A 23853-nucleotide genomic window follows, 5' to 3' on the forward strand; every position below is an offset into this window, starting at 1 on the left:
CAAGGAAAGCAAGCAGAGATGCTTGCTTTTTTTGTTCATTATTTTTTATCCGAATATTGTGCAGTTTTTTCTTATTTATTAATATGTTAAAATTATTTTAAGGAGATAGCTATGAGAGAATATAAAATTTCATTTTGTGATGAAGGACAAAAGCTGATTAAATTTTTGTTTAAACTTCTTCCAGGAGCATCTAAAAGTTTAATATATAAAAGTTTAAGAAAGAAAAATATTTTGTATAATAACAAAAAAGCAAATGGAAATGAAATTATAAAATCAGGTGATGTTATAGAGATTTGGTTTTCTGATGAAACTTTGGAAAATTTCAGTAAAAAGGAATCTAAAGAAATATTAAAGGGGAATATTGAAAAATTTTCATTTAAAGACATTATTTTGTATGAAAATGAAGATATTATTGTTGTTAATAAGCCTAAAGGCATGTTATCTCAACGAGATATATCAAGACAAAAATCTTTAAATGATTATCTGTTGGAATACATAAAAAATAGTAATTATTCAGGATTTAAACCATCTATTTGTAATCGTCTAGATAAAAATACATCAGGGACATTAATTTGTGCAAAAACATTTAAAATTGCACGAGAAATAAATGAATTGATTAAAAATCATGTTATAAATAAAAAGTATCTTTGTTTAGTTTTTGGAGATATAAAAGATGATTTATATTTAAAAGATTATTTATTTAAAAATGTTGAAAATAATAAAGCTATTGTATCTAATGAAAAAAAGGAGGGGTTTTTAGAAATAAAAACAAAAGTTCATGTAATTAAAAGTTTTAAATTACATGAATATCCAGTAACTTTTTTGGAAGTAACTTTATTGACAGGTAAATTTCATCAAATTCGTGCACATTTAAGTTACATCGGTCATCCTATTTTGGGAGATAGAAAGTATGGAAATAATGAAAGTTTGGAAATTTCCAAAATCTTAGAAATTGGTAGACAATTATTACATTCGTATTCGATTGAATTTCCGGAAAATCATTGTTTGAAAGAATTATCAGGAATGAAAATAAAGGCACCGATTCCAAAGGATATAATGTGTATATTGAATAAAACAAAAATGCCCACATTATCTTAAAATGTGAGCATTTTTGTTTTCATGTTTTATTTTTAAAATATGTAATTGTTTCAATCAGACCTTTATCCAATGAAATTTTTGGTTTCCAATTTAATTCAGCAACAGCATTTTTATTAGACAAGCAAGATCTGTAAATATCACCGTTTCTAGGTTTTTTATAATGAATCAAATTTTTATCTTTTTTTGAAAGATTAATCATTTTGTTTGCTAATTCATTTAATGTTGTTTCGGTTTCTGTGCTTATATTTAATATTTTTTCATTTCCGTTAGTAATTGCTGCTATGTTTGCCTCGACAATATCATGAACGGAAATAAAATCTCTTGTTTGGTTTCCATCTCCGAATATATTTATCGGTTTATTTTCAGCTAAAGCTTTCGCAAAAATATATATTACGCCACCTTCACCATTTGCACCTTGTCGTGGGCCATATACATTGCTATAACGTAGTATTGTGTAATGTATTCCGAAATATTCATAATATAGATTTAAATATTTTTCACTTGTAGTTTTTGTTAATCCATAGAAAGAGGTAGGAGATAAACTTTCGTTTTCAGATAAAGGTAAATTCGAATTGTTTCCATATACCGCTGCAGATGAAGAAAAAATTATTTTTTTTACACCCGTTTGTCTGCAAGATTCCAATACATTTATTAATCCCATTATATTTTCATCTGCATCTTTATAGGGATTTTTTATAGATTCAGGTACAAGTGTTTGTGCCGCTTCATGAAAAACTAAATCAAATTTGTGATTTTTAAAAATGTTGGCTATAGATGAAGTTCTTATATCTGCTTCAATAAATTCAGCTTCAGACGGTACATTAAACTTTGTTCCGGAAGATAAATTATCAATTATAGTAACATTGTGATTAAGCTTTATTAATGCATCTGCCAAATGGGAACCTATAAAACCGGCACCTCCGGTAATTAATATATTCATTAATTAACAAACCTTCTCTCTTAGATATCAATCAATATGAAAACGATATCCGGCACCCCATACAGTTTCAATTTTTTCATATGGTCGTCCTGATACACTCTTCAGTTTATCACGAAGTCTATTTATATGCACTGTAACTGTGGCAGGTTCTCCTATAGGATCTAAACCCCAAATTTGTTCGAAAAGTTGTTCCTTTGAAAATACTTCATTGGGGTGTTCTACAAGAAATAACAGTAAATCAAATTCTTTTCCGGTAATAATAACTTCTTTATTATCTAATAAAATTTGACGAGCTTTCGGACGAATTGTTAATTCACCTATCGTTAAACCGTCTTCTATGCAAGGTTTGTAATTGTTTTTATTAATCAATCTTTTGTGTGTAGCCAGTTGAGCTTTTAAGTGAGCAACTAAGACTGTCCCTCTGAATGGTTTAACAAGGTAATCATCAGCACCTAATCCGAGACCTCTTACTATATCTGCATCATCATCTCTTCCTGTTGCAAAAATAATGGGGGAATCTGTTAAATCTCTTAATTTTCTGCAAAGAGAAAATCCGTCTTCTTCAGGTAAGTTAACATCTAAAATAATGGCATCTACATTTACATTATTCATTATTTTTAGAGCTTCTTCTCCGTTTTTTGCAACATGTGGAATATAACCTGAACCCTCCAAAAAATCACGTTCCATTTCCGCCATGTTTTTATCATCTTCTATAATAAGAATATTAGTCATAAGAATCCTCTCTTTCAATTAAAGGAATACGGGTAATAATAGTAAGTCCATTATCAGATTTAGCCTCATAGGTTCCTTTATGGGCTTCGATAATCTTAGCAACTATTGCTAATCCTAATCCGCTTCCTTGTATAGTTTTTTTTGTTTCAGGATTTCTATAGTATGCTTCAAATAGGTGAGGTAAATTATCTTTTGATACACCCGGACCGTCATCACTGTAAGAAAAAACAGCAAAATTACTTTCTTTATATGTTTTTAAAGTAATTTTTGAAAATTGTTTTTTTCTATAACGTATGGTATTTGCAAGAAGATTTAAAAGTATTCTTTTAAATGCTTTTATATCTAAATTTATATAAAGATTTTCAGCTAAATTCATTGTAATAGAAACATTTTTTAAGGCTAATTAATCTGCTACAGGATTTACTATTTTATGAATCGTTTTGCTGAAGTCTAGAGGCTTGGGATGTAGTAAAGAATTTGTTTTTGATATTTTATTGAATACAGATAAAGTTTCATTAAGTTCACTTAAATCTTCTGCACATGAATAAATACCTGTTATATATTTTTCTTTTTTTCAGTTGAAAGGTTTTTATTCATTTTTAAAGCTTCAGAATAACCTAGAAGAGTAGTTAATAATGTTTTATTATCATGAATAATACCAGAAAAAATAACTTTTCTTTTTTCATCATTTATATTATTTTTCAATTCTTTTTCTTTTATTTTATCAGATAGAATTTTATAGATTTTACATAATTGTCCAAATTCATTTTCATTATTATAATAAATTTCTATAGGTTTAATTCCGTGATGAATCTGGTGTAATCCTAGTTTAAGTAAATCTGTAACTGCCAGTATTTTTTTTATAAAATCGGCATTTTTTTTGTAAATAATAATAAAAAATATACAATGTAATACAAAGAAAAGTGATATTAAATAAACAAAAAAATAATCAGAAAAATTATTATTATTGTATATCTGGTAATATAAAATCATTGAAAACAGTAAAAATAAAGAAATTGAAAATAAAAAAATTTTAATTATTAAACTTTTAAAAAAAGACAATAAATTATCTTTTTTTGTTTTTTCGTTACATGAACATGAGTTGAAGTTTTTTTCATTCATAGTTTTAAAAACCTTTTAGCAGTCAAAAGTGAGTTCTACGGGACAATGATCACTTCCCTGTATTTCGGGGTGTATTTTTGCATCTTTTATCTTATTTTTAAGTTTGTCGGATACTAAAAAATAATCTATTCTCCAACCGATGTTGCGTTCACGTGATTTTGCAAAATAACTCCACCAAGAATATGCATCTTTCTTATCAGGATATAAATATCTAAATGTATCTGTAAATCCATTTTCCAAAAGTGTAGAAAATTTTTTACGTTCATCATCGGTAAAACCTGCATTTTTATGGTTGGATGAGGGGTTTGCAAGATCGATTTCTTTGTGCGCCACATTTAAATCTCCACATAATATTACGGGTTTACTTTCTGTTAATTTTAATAGGTAATTTTTAAAATCATTTTCCCATTTCATTCTATATTCAAGTCTGGCAAGTTGCCTTTGGCTGTTTGGAGTATAACACACCACCAAAAAATGATTTTTGAATTCAGCTGTAATTAACCGACCTTCTTGATCATGTTCTTCAATATTCATTCCGTATGATACAGATATAGGTTTTATTTTTGTAAAAAGGGCTGTACCGCTATATCCTTTTTTTATTGCACTGTTCCAATATTGGTAGTAACCCGGAATATCTAATTCAATTTGATGAGGTTGTAATTTTGTTTCTTGAAGACAAAAACAATCAGCATTTAAATTTTTAAAAGAATCCAAAAAACCTTTTTTTATACAAGCTCTTAATCCGTTTACATTCCATGAGATATATTTTAAATTATTCATATAAGCTCCTTTTTTATTGTAGTCTTAAAACATTTTACACTTATTATCGAATTTAATCAATTATTTAAATAAATAGAAAGAATATTTAAGTTTTAAAGATAGCGGTTTATCATATATTATATGTGATGCAATATAATCTAGCTTTTGATACAATTAATAATATATGAATTATCTCATTTTTAATCGATGAAATGGTTGAAGGAGGAGTTATGAAGAAAATTGCAGTTACAGTAATTGGGGCAGATAAAATAGGTATTGTTGCCGGAATAGTAACAGAGTTGGCAGACATGAATATTAATATATTGGATATTTCACAAACAATTTTGGATGGAATTTTCAATATGATTCTTATTTGTGATATGGAAAAGTCTAATGAAGAGTTAAAAGTTGTACAAGAACGTATAGAAAATTTAGGCAAAAAAATGGGTGTTGATGCACGTGCTCAGTTAACGGATATTTTTTATTCGATGCATCGTATTTAGGAGGATATATGCTTGATATAGAAGAAATTTTAGAAACTGAGCGAATGTTTGATCAAAATAAATTGGACGTTCGTACTGTAACTATGGGAATATCTCTCTTGAATTGTGTATCTGATGATGAGAAAAAACTTTGTAGAAATATATATGATACGATTTGTTCAAAAGCTGAAAAATTAACTGGAGTTACGCATGAAATTTCCAGAGAATATGGAGTACCTATTGTAAATAGACGTGTTTCCGTTACACCGATATCTTTGGTATGCGGAGGACTTAAGTCTTCAAATTATGTATCAATTGCAGAAACTATGCAAAAAGCTGCAGATACAATAGGGATTGATATAATAGGAGGATTTTCAGCATTAGTTGATAGTGGAATCAGTCATTCCGATGAAGTTTTAATTAATTCTATTCCTGAAGCTTTAGCATCTACATCAAGTGTTTGTAGCTCTGTTTCCGTAGGTTCAACAAAAGCAGGAATTAATATGAATGCAGTAAAAAAGATGGGTGAAATAATAAAGAAAACCGCGGAATTGACGAAAGATAATGATGCATATGGATGTACAAAGCTTGTTGAATTTTGTAATCCTGTAGAAGATAATCCTTTTATGGCAGGTGCATTTCACGGAACTACTTTAGGAGATTCGGCTATACATGTAGGTGTATCAGGTCCCGGTGTTGTAAAAAAAGCATTGGAATCTGTAAGAGGGGAACCTCTTGATGTAGTTGCAAATGTTATAAAAAATACTGCTTTTATGATTACACGTTTAGGTCAATTGGTTGCTAAAGTGGCATCAGATCGTCTTAATACTCCTTTCGGTATTATAGATTTATCATTGGCACCTACTTCAGATGTAGGAGATAGTGTTGCGCAAGTTTTAGAAGAAATAGGATTGGAGAGTTGTGGAGGACCGGGTACAACAGCTACACTTGCATTGCTTAATGATGCAGTAAAAAAAGGCGGGTTAATGGCATCATCAAGAGTAGGAGGACTATCCGGCGCATTCATCCCTGTGAGTGAAGATTTAGGAATGATTGAAGCCGTGAAGAGAGGTAGTTTAACTCTTGAAAAATTGGAAGCTATGACTTGCGTATGTTCAGTGGGATTGGATATGATAGCTGTTCCGGGAGATACTTCTGCAGAAACTTTATCTGCCATTTTGGCTGATGAAGCTGCTATAGGGATGATAAATAATAAAACTACGGCAACAAGGCTTATACCTGTACCGGGTAAGAAGCCGGGTGATATGGTAAGCTTTGGTGGACTTATGGGATATGCTCCCGTTATGAAAATAAGTAAGTTTAAAGCAGATAATTTTATTAAGCGTGGTGGACGCATACCGGCTCCGATTAGGTCTTTAACAAATTGATTTGCTATAAAATTAATACCGATTTGGTATTTTCTCCTTAAAGTAATATATATATTACTTTAAGGAGAATTTTTTATATATTACTTTATATATAATTAAAATACTTATTGATATTTTAATGGTATTTTTTAGGTATAAAATGAAATATAAAACTATTTACAAAATGAATTATTATTTTTAATGTTCAAGAAATATAATTTTCGGAAATTATTATATTTTTATAACTGTATTTAAATGTCTAAAATTTGATAGAATAAACATGAAATAGTGATTGTAATAGGTTATACTATAAAATAGTTTATTGAAATATTTGTAGTGTAAGATTTTTAAGATGTATTATATTGGTAGTAAAGTTGTGTTTTTAAATAAAATTAAATAATATATGAAATTAATGAATAGGGTAAACATTATTTGAGTTATAATGTATTTGTAAAGTTGTTTGGATATGTAGTTTTTTTAAAGGTGACAATGATATGAATCAAGATTGTGAAAGTTCAAATAAAAGAGGACATTGGTATTTATGGTTATCTGCTATTACTTTGGTTCCGTTTATATTTGAATTTTTTTTAAGTTGGGTATATGGATCCGCCGGAGGATATGCATTATTTTCCCAAGCGAAGATTTTTTTATTGTTTTTTGAAATTAGTGCCATTACGATTTATTTCATAAGGCATAAAATGAAAAAAGCGGCAATCCATCTATGGATTACTGTTTTGTGTTTAATTCTTTTTTCTTTAATCGTTCCTTATTTATCTACTCATGCAGGTGTTGTACTTGATATGACCGATGTGTCAGGGGAGTTAAGTACACCTTTATATTTATTTTTGTCATGCTTAATTGCTGCATGGGTTTTACCGGGTAAGATAAGATGGGTAATCAGAATAATATGTGTTTTGTTTATGCTGTTGTATATTTTTATTCAATGCACATATGTAGGTTATTTTGAATTGACAAATTCGCTTATATCGGTAAATATGCTACTTGCTCTTGCTCAAACAAATGTAACTGAGTCAATGGAATATATAAGTGTAAATATTTCATATTTTAAGTTGATTTCGGCAATAATAGGCGTTTTAATAATAGGTGGTTTTGTTTTTTATACAAGTAAATTCAGTTTTAACAGAAAAGGAACATTTTCAAAGAGAATATACTTTTTTGTATTGATGGTATTTTTAGCAAATTGTTTACTTACAGCATGGAGTGTAAGCAATACAAGATTGGCACATGTTCTTTTTGAAACATCTTCAACTTTAAAAAGTTTTGCAGAATATCAGAAAATTTTAGAGTCAAGAAAACATATGAAAATTGAAGACTCAAAATTGTTGAATGAATTAAGAAGTGTACCTGATGGTGTATATGTATTAGTTATTGGTGAATCTTTGACCAGAGATCATATGAATGTATATGGTTATAACAGAGAAAATACTCCATTTCAATCAAAAGCCATTTTAGATCCTCATTATACATTTTTTAATCACGTTTATTCTTGTTATACTCAAACTGTTCAAGTTTTAACGTATGCTTTAACGGAGAAAAATCAATATAACGATATAAGATTGGCAGATGCATTTTCCATTATAGATTTAGCCAGACAGGCAGGTTTTAAAACAACATGGATATCAAATCAATCACGTTTCGGTATATGGGATACACCTATAGGTGCTATAGGTTCTCAATGTGATGATCAATATTGGATTAATAAATACATAGGCACAGGTGTTGTAACCAAAAATTACGATTCTGCTTTAGTTCCTTTTTTGCGTAAAGTGGATCCTACTAATAGAAGACAGTTAATAGTAATTCATTTGATGGGCAGTCATGTAAGTTATTGGGATCGTTATCCGAAAGAGTTTTATTTTTGGCCGGTTGATCAAAGCAAAAAACGTACAAAAGCTGAAATAATGACTGACGAATATGATAATTCCGTTCTTTTCAATGATTATGTAATGTCGCAAATTATGAATGAGGTTACAAATTATATACATGCGGATGGGTTGATTTATTTTTCAGATCATGGAGAATTGGTAGCGGAACGTCCGGGGCATAATGCAGATCAATTTGACTATACGATGGTTCATATACCTTTTTGGGTTTATACTTCCGATAATTATCAAAGAACTCGAAAGGATATTTTTAATAGAATGATTGAACGAAAAAATATGCCTTTTACAAATGACAAAATTTACGATACTTTGATGGGTATGATGGGATTGAAATTTGTACATTATGATGCGAGATATGATTTTTTCTCTGATAAATATGATGAAGATTATTCAGACTTATTGACTATGTATGGTAATATTTGGGTAAGAAATGATAAAGAACAGGTTGGAGAAAACAAGGATATATTGGATAATGAATGGAATAACAAATATCCTCAGGGGAAATTGGGAGTAACTCCAAATATAGATTTTAGTGCATATCCTAAAGTGTTTATAACGGAAGCTCCTCTTCCGGATATAAAAAACGAAGGTTTAAGTCAAGAAAATAAATAAAATGATAATGTTGTTTAAGGAGGGTTTATGCGACTTCGTAAAAAGCCGTGGATTGAAGAAGCTATTAAAGAATATAAAGAATTTTTATTTTTGGATGAACCTAAAGATAAACGTGAAAAGTGGAGACAATGTTTTAAAAAACCTGAAAATCCGTTACATGTAGAATTTGGTACAGGAAAGGGAAAATTTATATTGGGGATGGCATTAAAAAATCCTGAAATAAATTTTGTAGGAATGGAAAAACAACAAGGTGTTATTTATTATGCTGGAAAGAAAATTGCTGAATCAGAAACAAAAATAGAAAATGTCAGATTAATTTTGGGTGATGTAAGTGTTATAGAAGAAATTTTCGGCAAAGGAGAAGTTGATTGTATTTATTTGAATTTCAGTGATCCATGGCCGAAAAAAAGACATTTTAAACGAAGATTGACTTATAGAGATTTTTTAAATCGTTATAAAACTATACTTAAAAAAGACGGAAGGATAATTTTTAAAACGGATAATCGTGGTTTATTTGATTTTTCAATATCTGAATTTAAAGAAACAGGATGGAACTTGTCGGATATAACTTATGATTTACATTCAAATCCTGTAGAAGGTGACGTTGAAACAGAATACGAAGAAAAATTCAGCAGGAAGGGGAATTCTGTATGCCGTTTAATAGCACGGCGCCCAAACGAAGAGTAAAATACATTCCTAAGGCTCTTCGGTGGTTGCTTATAATTGTAAGTATCTTAATAGTACTTGGATTTTTTAACATTTACAGTGCAACATACTATATGGATTTACACTCAGGTGATAGTGCTTATTATCATATACTTAATCATAGTATATATTTGATATTGGGTATCATAGGAAGTGTAATCGTATCACGTTGTAATGATGTTTTTATACGTAAGCATTCATTGTTGTGGGTAGGAATAACATTACTATTGTTGCTTGCTGTTGTTGTAGCAGGGCGTACTGTAAACGGAGCAACGCGATGGATTCAAATCGGACCTGTTTCTTTGCAGCCTTCAGAAATAGCTAAGGTTTCAGGTATTATTTGGACGGCTTCATATTTGGCACCTAAACTGGACAAAAAAGAGAAAATAACTATATTTTATAGATTTTTTAAACCTTTTATACATTCAAGAAGTAAAAGAAAATCAGATTCTTTTAGTGCTATGATAGGTTATTTTAAGCCGTTGATTGCACCTTTTATAATGGCGGTTATGGTATTGATGCAACCGGATATGGGCACTGCCGGAATGATTATATTTTTCCCCGGATTTTTATATATAATGTCAGGTATGCCTATAAAAGAAATTATATGGGGAATTACTGCTGCCATAGGTGGATTTTTCTTACTGGCGTTGATAGAGCCGTATAGATGGGATCGTGTAATTGTATTATGGGATCCTTTTTCGCATGCAAGAGATTTAGGATATCAGACAGTACAAAGTTTAATCGCTGTAGGATCCGGCGGTATATTTGGACAAGGATTAGGTCAAGGATTGTCTAAATTTTTATATTTACCTGAACAATATACTGATTTTGCATATGCAGTTTTCAGCCAAGAATTCGGATTTATAGGATCTGTTTGTATACTTATATTGTATGTAGCATTTTTATGTTGCGGATTTTCAGTGGCACGTCAGTTGAAGTATACATATCATGCTTTATTGGTATATGGTTTGACTATGCTTATATCTATACAAGGAATTATAAATATAGCAATGGTAATAGGATGTTTTCCGGTTACCGGGATACCGCTTCCATTTATTTCGTATGGAGGTACATCTTTATTAATTAATATGTTGGCAGTTGCTTTAATATATAATACTGTTACCAAAAGTCTTTATAGAAGTGATATGGAAGAACGTAGAACGTATATCGCTGCTATGGAAGGTAAGCTTGTATCTTTGGATAAAATTTCAGGCACAGTATTTCATCCGGAAAATAAGTGATTAATAGTATGGAAATTATTTTTTTATTAAAAGGTGAAAAAAACTATAAGATAGTTGAATATTCAAAAATATTTAATATGAATTGTTCGATATTTTCTTATTGCAAAAATTATTATGAAATTTTAAAAAAATAAATAACAAAGACAATTTTTTTATATATACGAATATATTAGAATGTTTAAGCATATTTGCATATAATTTAAAATGTGAAAAAAAGAACGGATTTATTATTTATGATTCTGGATATAATAATTGGTTAGTTACGGAGTTTAGTGAAAATTATTCTGAATCATATTTTATAAGTCCTGCAGATTTTGCATTTGTGGGAAAAAATTCGAATGTTAAATTAATGAAAAGCTGTTATGTGTATTTAAAAGACAAGACAAAATCTATTCATGAAGCTTCAGATTATGTAAGAAAAGAATGTATGAATAATTAAATTTTAAAAATTATTTATGCTATACTTATTTTAATTACAAAAATGATTTTATGGAGGTATTTTATGTATATAAGTAACAATATATTGTTGTTACCTGTTTGTTTTTTTGGACTTTATTTTATACTTGAGGCAATGGATTGGGGACTTTGTATTGCATCATCATTTATATGTAAAAGTGATGATGAGCGTAAGGTAATTCTTAAATTACTTAGACCTGGAATTGATGGAAATGAATTATGGTTTTTGCTGGGAATAACTGCACTTATTTTTTTTGTTGATTCAGTATATAATTTAAATGAAAGCACAAAAATTTTAACAGGAATAATTATATTAGGATGCATTATAAGATTTATATTTTCATTGGGAATAGATATTTTTAAAAATAAAACTTCCTGTAGATTGATGACTTTATTTTCAATAATTAGTTTATTTTTTATCGGATGTTATTCATTTATGCCTTTATACGAGGAAAGTTATTTACTTTCATTAGTAGGTGTTTTATCATCTTTTTGGATGATTTTTTCTTGTTTTCAAATCGGATGTATATATGGAGCGGTAAAAACTGTAAATCCGTTATCTGAACGATTTAGGGCAGGCTATTTAGTAAGTAGCTTAGTTTCTGTTTTTGCTTACTTGATATTTTCTTTCTTTTTAAAATCTTATTTCGATGATAATGCTATAAACAGCGGCTATTATTGGATAGGATTAGTCTCAACGCTTATATTTTATGTATTATCTTTCTATTTTGTTCGTAGTCGTAATGTTAAAGTGGGACTTGTATTTGCTTATTTTTATTTGATTTGTTCACTTTCAACTTATTTTATTACATACGTATCTAAATTTTCTTGTTGGAAAATTTTAAATGTTATCTTAATAAAAAAAGAACTGGTTAATTTACATATATTAGAAATTTTATTAATTACAGTTATATGGACTTTTGTTTCATTTATATATAAATTAGTAAGGAAAAAACTTATATATAAATGGAATGATTATATTTGAAGGAGCTTTTTATGAGTGAAATTTTTAAGACAGAACATACAATTGATGAAATTCTCAATAAAATGGGAGCTAAAATAGTTTTAAATACTGAACTTCTTTCTGATGAGGAAAAAAATAAATTAAAAAAAGAAGGTAAAATTGTTATTTTAGATAAACCTGATGAACATAAAAAATAAAGAAGCAACAGTCATTTTTGATGTGTTGCTTCTTTATTTAATAAATATTTTTAAATAATAGAAGGGATGTGAATTTGTGGATTCGTTTGTTCATTTACATTCTCATACGGAGTACAGTCTTTTTGATGGAATAAGTCGTATAAAAGAATTGGTTTCATATGTAAAAGAATTAGGTCAGCAAGCTATTGCAATAACAGATCATGGTGCAATGTATGGTGCCGTTTATCTTTATAAAGAGTGTATGAAGCAAGGTATTAAACCTATAATAGGATGTGAATTATACGTAACTGCAGATTCAAGATTTAAAAAGGGTAATGCTTTCAAAGAAAAGTTGGGACATTTGATTTTACTTGCAGAAAATAATGAGGGGTATCAAAATTTAATTAAAATTTGTTCTAAAGCTTGGGTTGAAGGCTATTACGTAAAACCTAGAGTTGATCATGATTTATTAAGAAAATATAGCAAAGGGATAATAGCACTGACTTCTTGTATAGGCGGAGAAATACCGCAAGCGATTTTAAATGGAGATAAAGAAAAAGCACGTAAATTAACTGAATTTTATATAGATACATTCGGCAGAAATAACTTTTTTTTGGAATTACAAAATCATGGAATGCCGGAAGAAGCTATAGTAAGGCAAGAATTGTCTTTAATTGCCAAAGAATATAATTTAGGCTTGGTAGCTACAAACGATTTTCATTATGTACGCAAAGAAGATGCTAAAAGTCACGAAATAAAATTATGTATTTCTACAGGAAATACTTTAGATAATCCAAATCATTTCGCTTTTGCAAATAATGAGTTTTATTGTAAAAGCGGAGAGGAAATGAAATCGCTTTTGGGTGAATTTCCCGGAGCAATAGAAAATACAAAAATAATAGCTGAAAGATGTAATGTTAAATTAACTTTCGGAAAACATAAACTTCCTTCGTATGATGTGCCTTGTGGTGAAACTGCTGCAACATATTTACGAAAATTATGTTTTGATGCTTTGCCTAAACGATATCCGCATTTTAATGATAAAGAAGAAAGCCGATTGAATTATGAATTAAATATTATAAATCAGATGGGATTTTCAGATTATTTTTTGATTGTAATGGATTTTATACGGTATGCAAAAAATAAAGGAATTCCAATCGGTCCCGGTAGAGGAAGTGCAGCAGGAAGTATAGTTGCATATTTATTGGATATAACAGAAATAGATCCTTTAAGATTTGATTTACTTTTCGAACGTTTTTTGAATCCGGAACGTGTATCAATGCCGGATATAGATACAGATTTATGTTATAGAAGACGTGGAGAGATAATTGAGTACTTAAAGAGTAAATACGGAGAAGAACAAGTTGCTCAAATTATTACGTTTGGAACGCTTGCGGCAAGAGCAGTTATACGTGATGTAGGTCGCGTAATGAGCATTCCTCTTAAAGAAGTTGATAGAATTGCGAAAATGATACCCGGTGGTCCCGGTGTTACTTTAAAATCGACTTTGGAATCTTCACGTGATTTTTTAAATGAATATGAAAATAACAATACGGTACGTACGTTAGTAGATCATTGTATAAAATTAGAAGGATTATCACGTCAATCGGGTACACATGCTGCGGGTGTAGTAATTTGTTCAAAACCTGTTTATGAATATGTACCTATACAATTGACTCAAGATGATTTTATACAAACACAATATGAAAAAGATCTGGATGAAGAATTAGGTCTTTTAAAAATGGATTTACTTGGTTTGAGAAATTTGACAGTTATTCATGATACATTGCAAATGATAAAAGAAAATCGCGGAATAACTGTTAAAATGTCTGAAATTGACGATAGTGATGCCAAAACATGCAATATGCTTTGTATGGGGGATACTGTCGGGGTTTTTCAATCTGAATCCGATGGATTTACAAATTTGTTGATGCAATTACACCCGGAAAGATTTGAGGATTTAATTCCTATGGTAGCATTGTATAGACCGGGGCCGTTGGGAAGCGGTATGGCGGAAGATTTCATTAATAGAAAACACGGAAAAACAAAAGTGGATTATCCTCATCCGTCATTGGAAAAAATTTTAAAAGAAACATATGGAGTTATTCTTTATCAAGAACAAGTTATGCAAATTGCCTCTGAAATGGGAGGATTTACATTAGGCCAATCAGATTTACTTAGAAGAGCAATGGGACACAAAGAACCAGAGATACTTCAAGCACAACGCGAACTTTTCGTAAAAGGTGCTGAGGGGAAAGGTATAGATAAAAGCATATCTAATCATGTTTTTGATTTGATGGTTCATTTTGCAGGTTATGGATTTAATAAATCTCATAGTGTTTGTTATGGACGTATTGCATGGGAAACTGCATATTTAAAAGCTAATTTTCGCCCTGAATTTATGGCATCTATGATGACATGTTATATCGGTGATATAAATAAAGTAAATAGATACATTGAAAATACACGTAAAGCCGGAATAAAAGTTTTGGCACCTGACATAAATAAAAGTCAAGCATATTTTTCAGTAAAAGGTGAAAATATTATTTTTGGTCTTTCAGGAATTCAAAATGTCGGAGAAAATGCTGTAAATCATATTATAGAATCACGTAATAAAAAAGGTGATTTTAAAGATCTTATTGATTTATTGGAAAGAATCGACTCAAAAATTTTGAATAGTCGAGCATGCGAAAGTTTAATAAAATGCGGTGCATTAGACTGTTTTGGTTATGATAGAAGTCAGTTGTTGGCAGTTTTGGATGATGCCATAAATATAGCCGCATCAGGAAGATTTGACAGAGATGCCGGTCAACAAAATTTATTTGCTGAGTCTGAAATAATAAGAGAAATTGATTATCCTGATATAGAACCGATGTCGAAAAAAGAAAAACTTCATTGGGAAAAGAAATTGCTCGGGTTTTATGTAAGCGGGCATCCTTTAGATGAATATTCCGACATGATTGAATCGTTTGTGAAATCAAAAGTTTTTGATAATAATGATATTGATTATGATGGTAGAATTGTAACAATGTGCGGTATAGTTACAAGAGTAAAAAAAACTATTACAAAAAAAGGATTATCAATGGGGTATGCAACTTTAGAAGATTATGACGGAGAGTTTGAATGTGTGATATTTCCATCGGTATGGGAAAATAAATTTCAGTATTTAGTTAAAGATAAAGTTATAAAAATAACAGGTAGAGTACAAGCTGATGAAAGAAATTTAAAAATTCTTGTTCAAGATATACGTGATATGGATGAATTGAAAACATCAAGAAATGGTGGGAAATTGCATTTATATGTAGATGAATCACATGAATCAAATTATGTAAGCAGAAGTTTAACGGAAATATTACAAAATAATCATGGAGAAATTCCTATATATTTGCATTTATTGAAAGAAAAAAGAGTAATAGAAATGAATAGGGAATATTGGATAGATTATACCGATTATACAGAATCCGCGTTAAAAAAGCTTTTAGGTAAAAATGCAGTTAAATATATAAAAAAATAGTTATAAGTAGGGGGAAAATATGAATTTTCTTGTTTGTGTAAAAAATGTAGTAGATACATCAAAAATGAGGATTGATCCTATAACCGGAAGATTAGACAGAAATGGTGCAAAAAGCATAATTAATCCTTTAGATTTAAATGCATTGGAAGCCGCACTTTCTTTGCGTAAAGAATTAGGCGGTACTGTGAGTGTTATATCTATGGGACCTCCTCCGGTTGAAGAAATATTAAGGGATTCTTTGGCGCGTGGCGCAGACAAAGCTTATTTGATAACAGATAGAAAATTTGGTGGGGCAGATACATTGGCAACGAGTTATACTCTTGCTGCAGGAATAGAAAAAATAGGTAATTTTGATTTTATCTTTTGCGGACAAGAATCTTTGGACAGTAATACTGCACAGGTAGGACCGGAACTTGCCGGCTTGTTAAATATAGAAAGTATTTGTTCAATTGTAGATTTAAAATATAAAGGTGAAAATATAGTTGAAGTCAAAAGAAAAATGAATAAAAATGTTGAGATTTTGGAGGTCAAACTTCCGGCATTGTTTACTGTTTCTTCAGAGTTAAATAATCCCGGGTATCCATCAATTAAGGGCATTTTAAATAAGAAAAATTTTGAAATTATTTCATTGACCGCAGATGATTTAAAAGTGGATTCTGAACGTATAGGTATTAAAGGTTCACCTACACAAGTTAGAGGTATAAGGCCGATAATTCCTGTAAAAAAAGAAAATATATCTATAGATACACCGAATATGGAAGAAAGTGTAAATTTATTTTTAAAAGCAATGAAAAAAATTAAAGTTATATAGAGAGGGAATTATGGATTTTTCAAAGTACAAGGGTATATATGTAGTAGCTACATCTGTAAATGGAGAATTTCCAAAAGTTGTAGGAGAACTTATTGGAGAAGCAAGAAAAATTGCCGATAAATTAAACGATCAAGTAAATGTTTTATTTATTGGAAACAAAGTTAAAATTCATGCTGAAACTTTGATTCATTTAGGAGCAGATAATGTATATTTAGTTGAACATGAATTATTCAATTATTACAATGGAAAAGTTTATGAAAAAATATTGGTTGATTTTTTTAAAGAACATTTTCCGTCGGTAATAATTTTTCCGTCAACAGATGATGGACGTGATTTAGCACCAAGAACGGCATCAAAACTTGTTTGCGGAGTAACGGCAGATGTTACGGAAATTTCTGTAGATGAAAAAACAGGTATGGTAATTTGGTCAAGACCGGCAATGGGTGGAAATATTATGGCAGATATTGTAAGTCCCAATTTTAGACCACAAATAGGAACAGTTAGACCCGGCAATTTTTTGTATCCGAATGAAGATACAACACGACATGGTAAAATAATAAATATTGAGTTTAGTTTGAAAGAAAATGAAATAGGAACATTGTTAAAAGACATTATTACGAATTCTATTGAAGACAATCCTGTTGAGGATGCAAAGATTATTGTTGCCGGTGGACGTGGAATAGGTAAAAAAGAAAATTGGAAATATGTTAGTGAATTGGCAAAATTACTTAATGCAGCGATAGGATGTAGTAGACCGGTTTGTGAAATGGGTTGGGAAACGAGTGCACATCAAATAGGTCAAACAGGGAAAAATGTTTCTCCGAAAGTATATATAGCTTTGGGAATTTCAGGTGCGATGCAGCATATTTGTGGAGTAAAATCAGATATTTTAATTGCAATAAATAAAGATTCTACTGCACCTATAATGAAAGAAGCTGATTATACGGTTGTTGCAGATTTAAATAAGTTTTTACCTATATTAATTAAAGAATTAAAAAAGATAAAAACCGATAAATGAAATTGAAAACAGGAAGTATAGTATTTTACTTCCTGTTTTATAATTTAAGTTTATGCTGTGTTATAATAATCTCAAAGTCAATAAGGGAGATAAATATGCGTGCTTTAGGTATAGACCCCGGAACGGGAAGGTGCGGTTTCGGTATTGTAGATAAAAAAGGTAATTCAATATCTGCTGTGGATTATGGGGTAATAGAAACAACAAAAGAATATAGTTTATCTGAAAGATTGAATATTATATTTACAGGAGTAAATGAATTAATAGAAATTTATAAGCCTGATGTTATGGGTATTGAAACACTATATTTTAATAAAAATATAACAACAGCGATTTCAGTTGCACAAGCACGCGGTGTAATACAATTGGCGGGGTTTCAAAAAAAATAAAAATTTTTGAATGCACTCCGCTTCAAGTAAAACAACAAGTGGTAGGATATGGCAGAGCAGAAAAAAAACAAGTAATAGAAATGATTATGCAAATAATGAATATAAAGAAAAAGATAAGCCCGGATGATGCTGCCGATGCACTTGCCATTGCATTGACAGCAATTTATCGTACTGAATATGAAAATATTTACGGGAGATTATAATATGATAGGGTATATAAAAGGGACTGTAACAACTTTTGAAAAGCAAGCATGCTTTGTTGAAACATCAGGAATCGGTTATCGTATTTTTATTTCTGATATAGATAAAGAAAAACTCCGTGTAGGTGAAAATATAAAATTATATACGTACATGGCTGTTAGAGAAGACGCAATACAATTATATGGTTTTATTGAAAAAGAGAGTTATGATTTGTTTTTAATTCTTATATCAGTATCGAAGATAGGACCTAAAGTTGCTATGGGGATATTGTCTTCAATAGATATAAATTCATTTTGCAATGCAATTCAAAAAAAATCTATTTCAGTCCTTACGAAGTTGCCCGGAATAGGTAAAAAAACGGCAGAAAGATTGGTACTTGAACTTAAAGATAAAATAGCAGTATCTAATGTGGAAAATGTAGAATCTGATACTGAGTCTTCAACTTCCGGAACGGTACCGGAAAATGAAGCGGTGATGATTTTAAAATCATTAGGATATCAAGAATATGAGATTATGCCTGTTTTAAAAAGTATAAAAAAGGAATTCAAGGACCCTATGGAATTAGTTCGGGCGGTTTTGTTTGAAATGGGGAAAAAACATTCATGACAGAAAGGGTATCGGTTAAATGAATCAATTTATTAAAAGTGTACGTGATGATATTGATGAAAACAAAGACCGCATGGTAGAAGCTAATGAAATTTCTGGTGATAATTGGCAGCAAACTCTTCGTCCCAAGATATTTGAAGATTATATAGGACAATCTGAGTTAAAGCAAAATTTGAATATATATGTAAAAGCTGCAAAAAATCGTAAAGAAGCTCTTGATCACGTACTGTTATATGGGCCTCCGGGCTTAGGTAAAACAACTCTTGCAGGTATTATTGCTAATGAACTGGGTGTAAATTTCAGGGTTACAAGTGGACCGGCAATAGAACGGCCTGGAGATTTAGCAGCATTATTGACAAATTTAAACGAGCATGATGTTTTATTTATTGATGAAATTCATCGTTTAAATAGAAGTGTTGAAGAAATATTGTATCCGGCGATGGAAGATTTTGCACTTGACATAATAATAGGTAAAGGTCCAGGTGCAAGATCCTATCATATGCCGATAGCTCCGTTTACTTTAATAGGAGCTACCACAAGAGCGGGATCATTGGCAGCACCGCTTAGAGATCGCTTCGGTATTATTTTTAGAATGAAATTTTATAATCCTCAGGAATTAAAACAAATAATTATAAGGTCTGCAAATATTTTACAAATTAAAATCGAGACTAAAGGTGCGGAAGAAATCGCTAAACGATCTAGAGGTACACCGCGTATAGCAAACAGATTGTTAAAAAGAGTTCGTGATTTTGCTCAAGTATTAGGTACAGGTGTAATAACTGAAGATATTGCTCAAAAAGCTTTATCGGCATTACATATAGATTGTTTGGGATTGGACGTTACGGATTTAGAAGTTATTCGTACTATTATAACTAAATTTGATGGTGGTCCGGTAGGTATAGATACTATAGCTGCATCGGTGAGTGAAGAAAAATCAACAATTGAAGATGTATATGAACCTTATTTAATGAAAATAGGATTTTTATCCAGAACACCAAGAGGACGTATTGCGACAAAAGCTGCATATAAACATCTTAATATTTCAGTGGATGAAGATGAAAATTCGTCTGATTTATTTAATAAATTTTATGAGGACAATGAAAACAATTATGAATAGAAAGAATGTTGTTTTAGCAATGTGCATGGCAGGATTTTTTACAATAATACCTTCCGTAATATCTAATGTTTATGCAACAAATGTAAAGTATGAAAGAATAAATTTAAAAAAAAGAATATATACCGAAGTTAAATTCACAAATAAACCTTTAAAAAGGCATATTACTAAACATAAAAATAAGTCAGGAACGTGGAAACGTCATTTAAAAAAGCAAGAAGAGTTTACTTATAGTATCAAACAGCAAATATTGTCTGCTAAAATGCGAAAAAAATGGAGAGAAGAAAATACTTCATATGAAACACAGATAAATTTAAATGATATAAAAAATAAATATACTAATAATAAAGTTGAGAAAAAACAAAAAATAAAAGTGTCGATTTAGGTCTATCTGATTATAGATTAAATCAAGGTCCGGACGTAGAAGTCGGAATTATCTCGGGTGATCATGAAGTTCAAATTAACGCTATTGACAATTTTAAAATAATTGCTGACGGTAAATTGTTAAAAGAAGATTATAAAGGGAAATCTTTGTTGTTTTCAAGAGATAACAATAAAGTAAAATTGAACGGCAAACAAGTAGGCTCAACTATATATTTGAAATCAGACGGGGAAGCTCCTTTTTCAGTAAAGGGGAACAGGTATAGAGGTATAATGAAAGTAATTCCTGCCAGATGGAATTCAGGATTAACAATAATAAACATTTTACCTATGGAAAATTATTTAAGAGGTGTAATACCTAGAGAAATAATCCCATCATGGAAAATAGATGCAATTAAAGCACAAGCTGTTGCAGCAAGAACATATGCTATATTTCATAAAAACGGATATCGCTCTGCAGGGTACGATGTAACTGCAGATACAAGATCGCAAATGTATGGAGGATATTCAGCTGAAACGAATTCTACTGATAAGGCAATAAGAGAAACAGAAGGAGAAATTCTTACATATAACGGATCGCCTATAGATGCTGTTTTCAGTGCTAATGCGGGAGGGTATACGGAAAATAGTGAAAATGTTTGGGGTTCAAAAGTTCATTATCTTCGTGGGGTTCCTGAAGTACCATATTCAGTTATTGATACACCGTGGACAAAAGAATTTACATTTCAAACATTTTCAGACAGTTTAAATAAACACGGAATAAATATAGGTAAATTAAAAAATATAAAATTGTCAAAATTAAAAAAAGGTCCTATGTCGGTTAGTGACAGAGGTATATCCGGAAGAGTAAAATATATTGAAGTAGAAGGTGAAAAAGGCACAAAACGCATTACCGGTGAAAATATGCAAATTATCTTTGATTTAGATAGTACTCTTTTTGATTTAAATGTTAAAAATAAAGGTAAAAAAATAGAAATTATCGGATATGGAGATGGTCATGGTTTGGGACTCTCTCAGTGGGGAGCACAAGCAATGGCGGAAAAATATGGTGATGGGAAAAATTATTATAGAAGAATTTTGTCACATTATTTCACTGATACGAAAATAGAAAAAATATATTAATGGAGATTATATGAAACTTGAAAATTTTAATTATGAATTACCTGAATCATTAATTGCACAAGAACCTGTAGAGCCGAGAGATTCTTGTAAACTTATGGTACTTGATAAGGAAACCGGTCATTTGAGTCATCATGTGTTTACAGATATATTGGATGAAATAAAAGAGAATGACTTGATAGTTTTCAATAATACAAAAGTCATTCCGGCAAGATTGAACGGATATAGGAAACAAACGGGTGGAAAAGTTGAAGTTTTATTGTTAACTCCCAAAGGAAATGATGAATGGGAAGTTTTAGTAAATCCGGGACGCAAAGCACTTATAGGGCAAGAAATAATTTTTTCAGATAAATTTTACTGTGTCGTTTTAGATAAAACCGATTTTGGAGGGAGACGTGTAAAATTTTATTATGATGGAGATTTTGATTTATTGTTAGATGAAGTTGGAGAAATGCCTATACCTCCATATATTCATAAAAAACTTAAAAATAAAGAAGAATATCAAACAGTGTATGCTAAATATAAAGGTTCAGCCGCAGCACCGACAGCCGGACTGCATTTTACATCTGAATTGATTAATAAAATAAAAGAAAAAGGTGCTGAAATTTGTTTTGTTACATTGCATGTAGGATTAGGTACTTTTAGACCTGTTAACGAAGAAAATATAGAAGATCATGAAATGCACAAAGAATGGTATGTAATATCGGAACAAACCGCTGATGCGATTAATAAAGCAAAGAAGGAAGGACGACGAATTATAGCTGTAGGAACAACTTCTGTAAGAACTTTGGAATCTGCAGGACAAAGTGGAAAATTAAAAGCGGGAGCAAATTGGACAAATTTGTACATATATCCTGGATATAGTTGGAAAATCGTCGATGCTATAATTACAAATTTCCATTTACCGGAATCTACTTTGTTAATGATGATGGCTTCATTTGTGGGTACAGATAAAATTCTAAATGCATATAAAGAAGCTGTGGCTAAAAAATATAGATTTTTCAGTTTTGGAGATGCCATGTTTTTAAGGTGATTTTTTAAAAATAATTGACAATATATTTAAAATTATGTATACTTGATAAGTCATGGTACATAGTGCTTTGACGCAACCGCACGAGAAAAGGTTTCAAATCCATCAGGTACCTTAATCGGCGAGTATAGTTATAGAGGAGGTGCACAATGTACGCAATTATTAAAACCGGCGGAAAGCAGTATTGTGTTGAAGAAGGAAAACAAATTACAATCGAAAAGCTTCCGATTGCTGAAAACGGTGAAGTAGCTTTTGATCAGGTTCTTATGGTATCAGGTGATACAGTAAAAATCGGTCAGCCTTTCGTAGAAGGTGCTAAGGTTACAGCAAAAGTACTTGAACACGGAAAAGATAAGAAAATTAGAATTTTCAAATATAAAGCAAAATCTAATTACCGTCGTCGTCAAGGTCATCGTCAGCCTTTTACAAAAGTTCAGATTGAAAAGATTGAAGGATAATGATTATTGTTAAATTGTCTTATGGTAAAGAAAGTTTATTTTGTGATAAATTCTCTGTATCCGGTCATGCTGATGCATATTCAGATTCTTTAGGATATGACATAGTGTGTGCATCAGTATCCGCTATTGTGCTTACAACAGCATTGGGATTAAGAGATGTTTTAAAAATAAACGGGCAATTTGATTCTGACATCGGAATTTTAAAAGTTGATTTAAATAAAAAATCAACAAAAGAAAGTGAAATAATAATACAGACTATGTTAGAGGGATTGAGAGAAATAAGTCGTCAATACCCTGGAAGAATAAAGTTGATTGAAAGCAGGGGGTGAATTGAATGTTATTGTTTGATCTTCAGTTATTCGCTCATAAGAAAGGTGTTTCCAGTACAAGAAACGGTCGTGATTCAAATGCACAGCGTTTAGGTACGAAGATGCATGATGGTCAGATTGCGAAATGTGGAAATATTATTGTTCGTCAGAGAGGAACCCATATTCATCCCGGTAAGAATGTTTCTATCGGAAAAGATGATACATTGTTTGCAACAGCAGCAGGAAGAGTATCTTTCGAACGTTTAGGAAGAAATAGAAGACAGGTAAGTGTATATCCTGTTACGGAATAAAAATAAAAAATTCACCTATTGATTTAAATCAATAG

Annotated in this window: 24 protein-coding genes and 1 pseudogene; 20 read left to right on the forward strand and 5 right to left on the reverse strand. The window is 30.5% G+C overall.

Going from position 1 to position 23853, the window contains the following annotated elements; genetic code table 11:
• The first annotated feature begins 111 nt into the window (after positions 1–111).
• Positions 112–1098 carry an RluA family pseudouridine synthase gene (locus HMPREF9083_RS00005; RefSeq protein WP_007555334.1) on the forward strand — a complete coding sequence of 329 codons (987 nt, stop codon included), beginning with the start codon at positions 112–114 and terminating at the stop codon, positions 1096–1098.
• 19 nt (positions 1099–1117) lie between these two features.
• On the opposite strand, the gene HMPREF9083_RS00010 is transcribed toward HMPREF9083_RS00005, so the two are convergent.
• From HMPREF9083_RS00010 to HMPREF9083_RS00030, 5 genes are all read right to left on the reverse strand, one after another.
• Positions 1118–2038, reverse strand: coding sequence for an NAD-dependent epimerase/dehydratase family protein (locus HMPREF9083_RS00010; RefSeq protein ID WP_007555335.1), 921 nt, complete (start codon positions 2036–2038; stop codon positions 1118–1120).
• Positions 2039–2065: 27 nt separating this feature from the next.
• Positions 2066–2770: a response regulator transcription factor gene (locus tag HMPREF9083_RS00015; protein ID WP_007554671.1), complete on the reverse strand. Its 705-nt coding sequence runs from the start codon at positions 2768–2770 to the stop codon at positions 2066–2068.
• Positions 2763–3146 (reverse strand): sensor histidine kinase, encoded by a 384-nt coding sequence (locus HMPREF9083_RS00020; protein WP_007555336.1) that lies wholly within the window; start codon positions 3144–3146, stop codon positions 2763–2765. Before HMPREF9083_RS00020 ends, HMPREF9083_RS00015 begins: the two co-directional genes overlap by 8 nt.
• Positions 3147–3325: 179 nt before the next feature.
• On the reverse strand, positions 3326–3892 hold the full coding sequence (locus HMPREF9083_RS00025; protein WP_007555337.1) for a HAMP domain-containing histidine kinase: 567 nt from the start codon (positions 3890–3892) through the stop codon (positions 3326–3328).
• A gap of 15 nt (positions 3893–3907) precedes the next feature.
• Positions 3908–4672, reverse strand: coding sequence for an exodeoxyribonuclease III (locus tag HMPREF9083_RS00030; protein WP_007555338.1), 765 nt, complete (start codon positions 4670–4672; stop codon positions 3908–3910).
• A gap of 209 nt (positions 4673–4881) precedes the next feature.
• On the opposite strand from HMPREF9083_RS00030, the gene HMPREF9083_RS00035 reads away from it, so the two are divergent.
• The 19 genes and pseudogenes from HMPREF9083_RS00035 (at position 4882) to rpmA (ending at position 23818) form a co-directional block, all read left to right on the forward strand.
• Entirely contained in the window at positions 4882–5154 is a 273-nt protein-coding gene (locus tag HMPREF9083_RS00035) for an ACT domain-containing protein (protein WP_007554655.1), read from the forward strand.
• 8 nt (positions 5155–5162) lie between these two features.
• On the forward strand, positions 5163–6521 hold the full coding sequence (locus HMPREF9083_RS00040) for a PFL family protein (protein ID WP_007555340.1): 1359 nt from the start codon (positions 5163–5165) through the stop codon (positions 6519–6521).
• Between the two features lie 473 nt (positions 6522–6994).
• Complete coding sequence (locus HMPREF9083_RS00045) at positions 6995–9016, forward strand: phosphoethanolamine transferase (RefSeq protein WP_007555341.1); 2022 nt, start codon at positions 6995–6997, stop codon at positions 9014–9016.
• A 27-nt stretch (positions 9017–9043) separates the two neighbouring features.
• The gene (gene trmB / locus HMPREF9083_RS00050) at positions 9044–9703 is read left to right on the forward strand and encodes a tRNA (guanosine(46)-N7)-methyltransferase TrmB (RefSeq protein ID WP_007554678.1); all 660 of its coding nucleotides are present in this window, start codon (positions 9044–9046) and stop codon (positions 9701–9703) included.
• Positions 9667–10965 (forward strand): FtsW/RodA/SpoVE family cell cycle protein, encoded by a 1299-nt coding sequence (locus HMPREF9083_RS00055; protein WP_007554656.1) that lies wholly within the window; start codon positions 9667–9669, stop codon positions 10963–10965. Before trmB ends, HMPREF9083_RS00055 begins: the two co-directional genes overlap by 37 nt.
• A gap of 502 nt (positions 10966–11467) precedes the next feature.
• Positions 11468–12406: a cytochrome d ubiquinol oxidase subunit II gene (locus HMPREF9083_RS00060; RefSeq protein WP_155800536.1), complete on the forward strand. Its 939-nt coding sequence runs from the start codon at positions 11468–11470 to the stop codon at positions 12404–12406.
• An 11-nt stretch (positions 12407–12417) separates the two neighbouring features.
• Positions 12418–12582, forward strand: coding sequence for a hypothetical protein (locus HMPREF9083_RS00065; protein ID WP_007554668.1), 165 nt, complete (start codon positions 12418–12420; stop codon positions 12580–12582).
• 76 nt (positions 12583–12658) lie between these two features.
• A complete protein-coding gene (locus HMPREF9083_RS00070) occupies positions 12659–16075 on the forward strand; it encodes a DNA polymerase III subunit alpha (protein WP_007555348.1) in 3417 nt (1138 codons plus the stop codon).
• A gap of 19 nt (positions 16076–16094) precedes the next feature.
• The gene (locus HMPREF9083_RS00075; RefSeq protein WP_007554679.1) at positions 16095–16886 is read left to right on the forward strand and encodes an electron transfer flavoprotein subunit beta/FixA family protein; all 792 of its coding nucleotides are present in this window, start codon (positions 16095–16097) and stop codon (positions 16884–16886) included.
• A 10-nt stretch (positions 16887–16896) separates the two neighbouring features.
• Positions 16897–17904 carry an electron transfer flavoprotein subunit alpha/FixB family protein gene (locus tag HMPREF9083_RS00080; protein ID WP_007554670.1) on the forward strand — a complete coding sequence of 336 codons (1008 nt, stop codon included), beginning with the start codon at positions 16897–16899 and terminating at the stop codon, positions 17902–17904.
• Positions 17905–17999: 95 nt separating this feature from the next.
• Positions 18000–18493 (forward strand): annotated as a pseudogene (ruvC, locus tag HMPREF9083_RS00085) (crossover junction endodeoxyribonuclease RuvC).
• Between the two features lies 1 nt (position 18494).
• Positions 18495–19097, forward strand: a complete 603-nt coding sequence (gene ruvA / locus HMPREF9083_RS00090; RefSeq protein ID WP_007554667.1) for a Holliday junction branch migration protein RuvA — start codon at positions 18495–18497, stop codon at positions 19095–19097.
• Positions 19098–19116: 19 nt separating this feature from the next.
• Entirely contained in the window at positions 19117–20214 is a 1098-nt protein-coding gene (gene ruvB, locus HMPREF9083_RS00095) for a Holliday junction branch migration DNA helicase RuvB (protein WP_007554666.1), read from the forward strand.
• Positions 20195–20596 (forward strand): hypothetical protein, encoded by a 402-nt coding sequence (locus HMPREF9083_RS00100; RefSeq protein ID WP_007555351.1) that lies wholly within the window; start codon positions 20195–20197, stop codon positions 20594–20596. Before ruvB ends, HMPREF9083_RS00100 begins: the two co-directional genes overlap by 20 nt.
• Positions 20597–20742: 146 nt before the next feature.
• On the forward strand, positions 20743–21714 hold the full coding sequence (locus HMPREF9083_RS00105) for a SpoIID/LytB domain-containing protein (RefSeq protein WP_155800539.1): 972 nt from the start codon (positions 20743–20745) through the stop codon (positions 21712–21714).
• A gap of 10 nt (positions 21715–21724) precedes the next feature.
• A complete protein-coding gene (gene queA, locus HMPREF9083_RS00110; RefSeq protein WP_007554672.1) occupies positions 21725–22744 on the forward strand; it encodes a tRNA preQ1(34) S-adenosylmethionine ribosyltransferase-isomerase QueA in 1020 nt (339 codons plus the stop codon).
• A 146-nt stretch (positions 22745–22890) separates the two neighbouring features.
• Positions 22891–23199 carry a 50S ribosomal protein L21 gene (rplU, locus tag HMPREF9083_RS00115; protein WP_007555353.1) on the forward strand — a complete coding sequence of 103 codons (309 nt, stop codon included), beginning with the start codon at positions 22891–22893 and terminating at the stop codon, positions 23197–23199.
• Positions 23199–23528, forward strand: coding sequence for a ribosomal-processing cysteine protease Prp (locus HMPREF9083_RS00120; RefSeq protein WP_007554669.1), 330 nt, complete (start codon positions 23199–23201; stop codon positions 23526–23528). Before rplU ends, HMPREF9083_RS00120 begins: the two co-directional genes overlap by 1 nt.
• A 5-nt stretch (positions 23529–23533) precedes the next feature.
• Positions 23534–23818 carry a 50S ribosomal protein L27 gene (gene rpmA, locus HMPREF9083_RS00125; RefSeq protein ID WP_007555354.1) on the forward strand — a complete coding sequence of 95 codons (285 nt, stop codon included), beginning with the start codon at positions 23534–23536 and terminating at the stop codon, positions 23816–23818.
• The last annotated feature ends 35 nt before the right edge of the window (positions 23819–23853 follow it).

The sequence above is a fragment of the Dialister micraerophilus DSM 19965 genome (genome assembly GCF_000194985.1).
GTDB classification, from domain to species: Bacteria; Bacillota; Negativicutes; order Veillonellales; family Dialisteraceae; genus Dialister; species Dialister micraerophilus.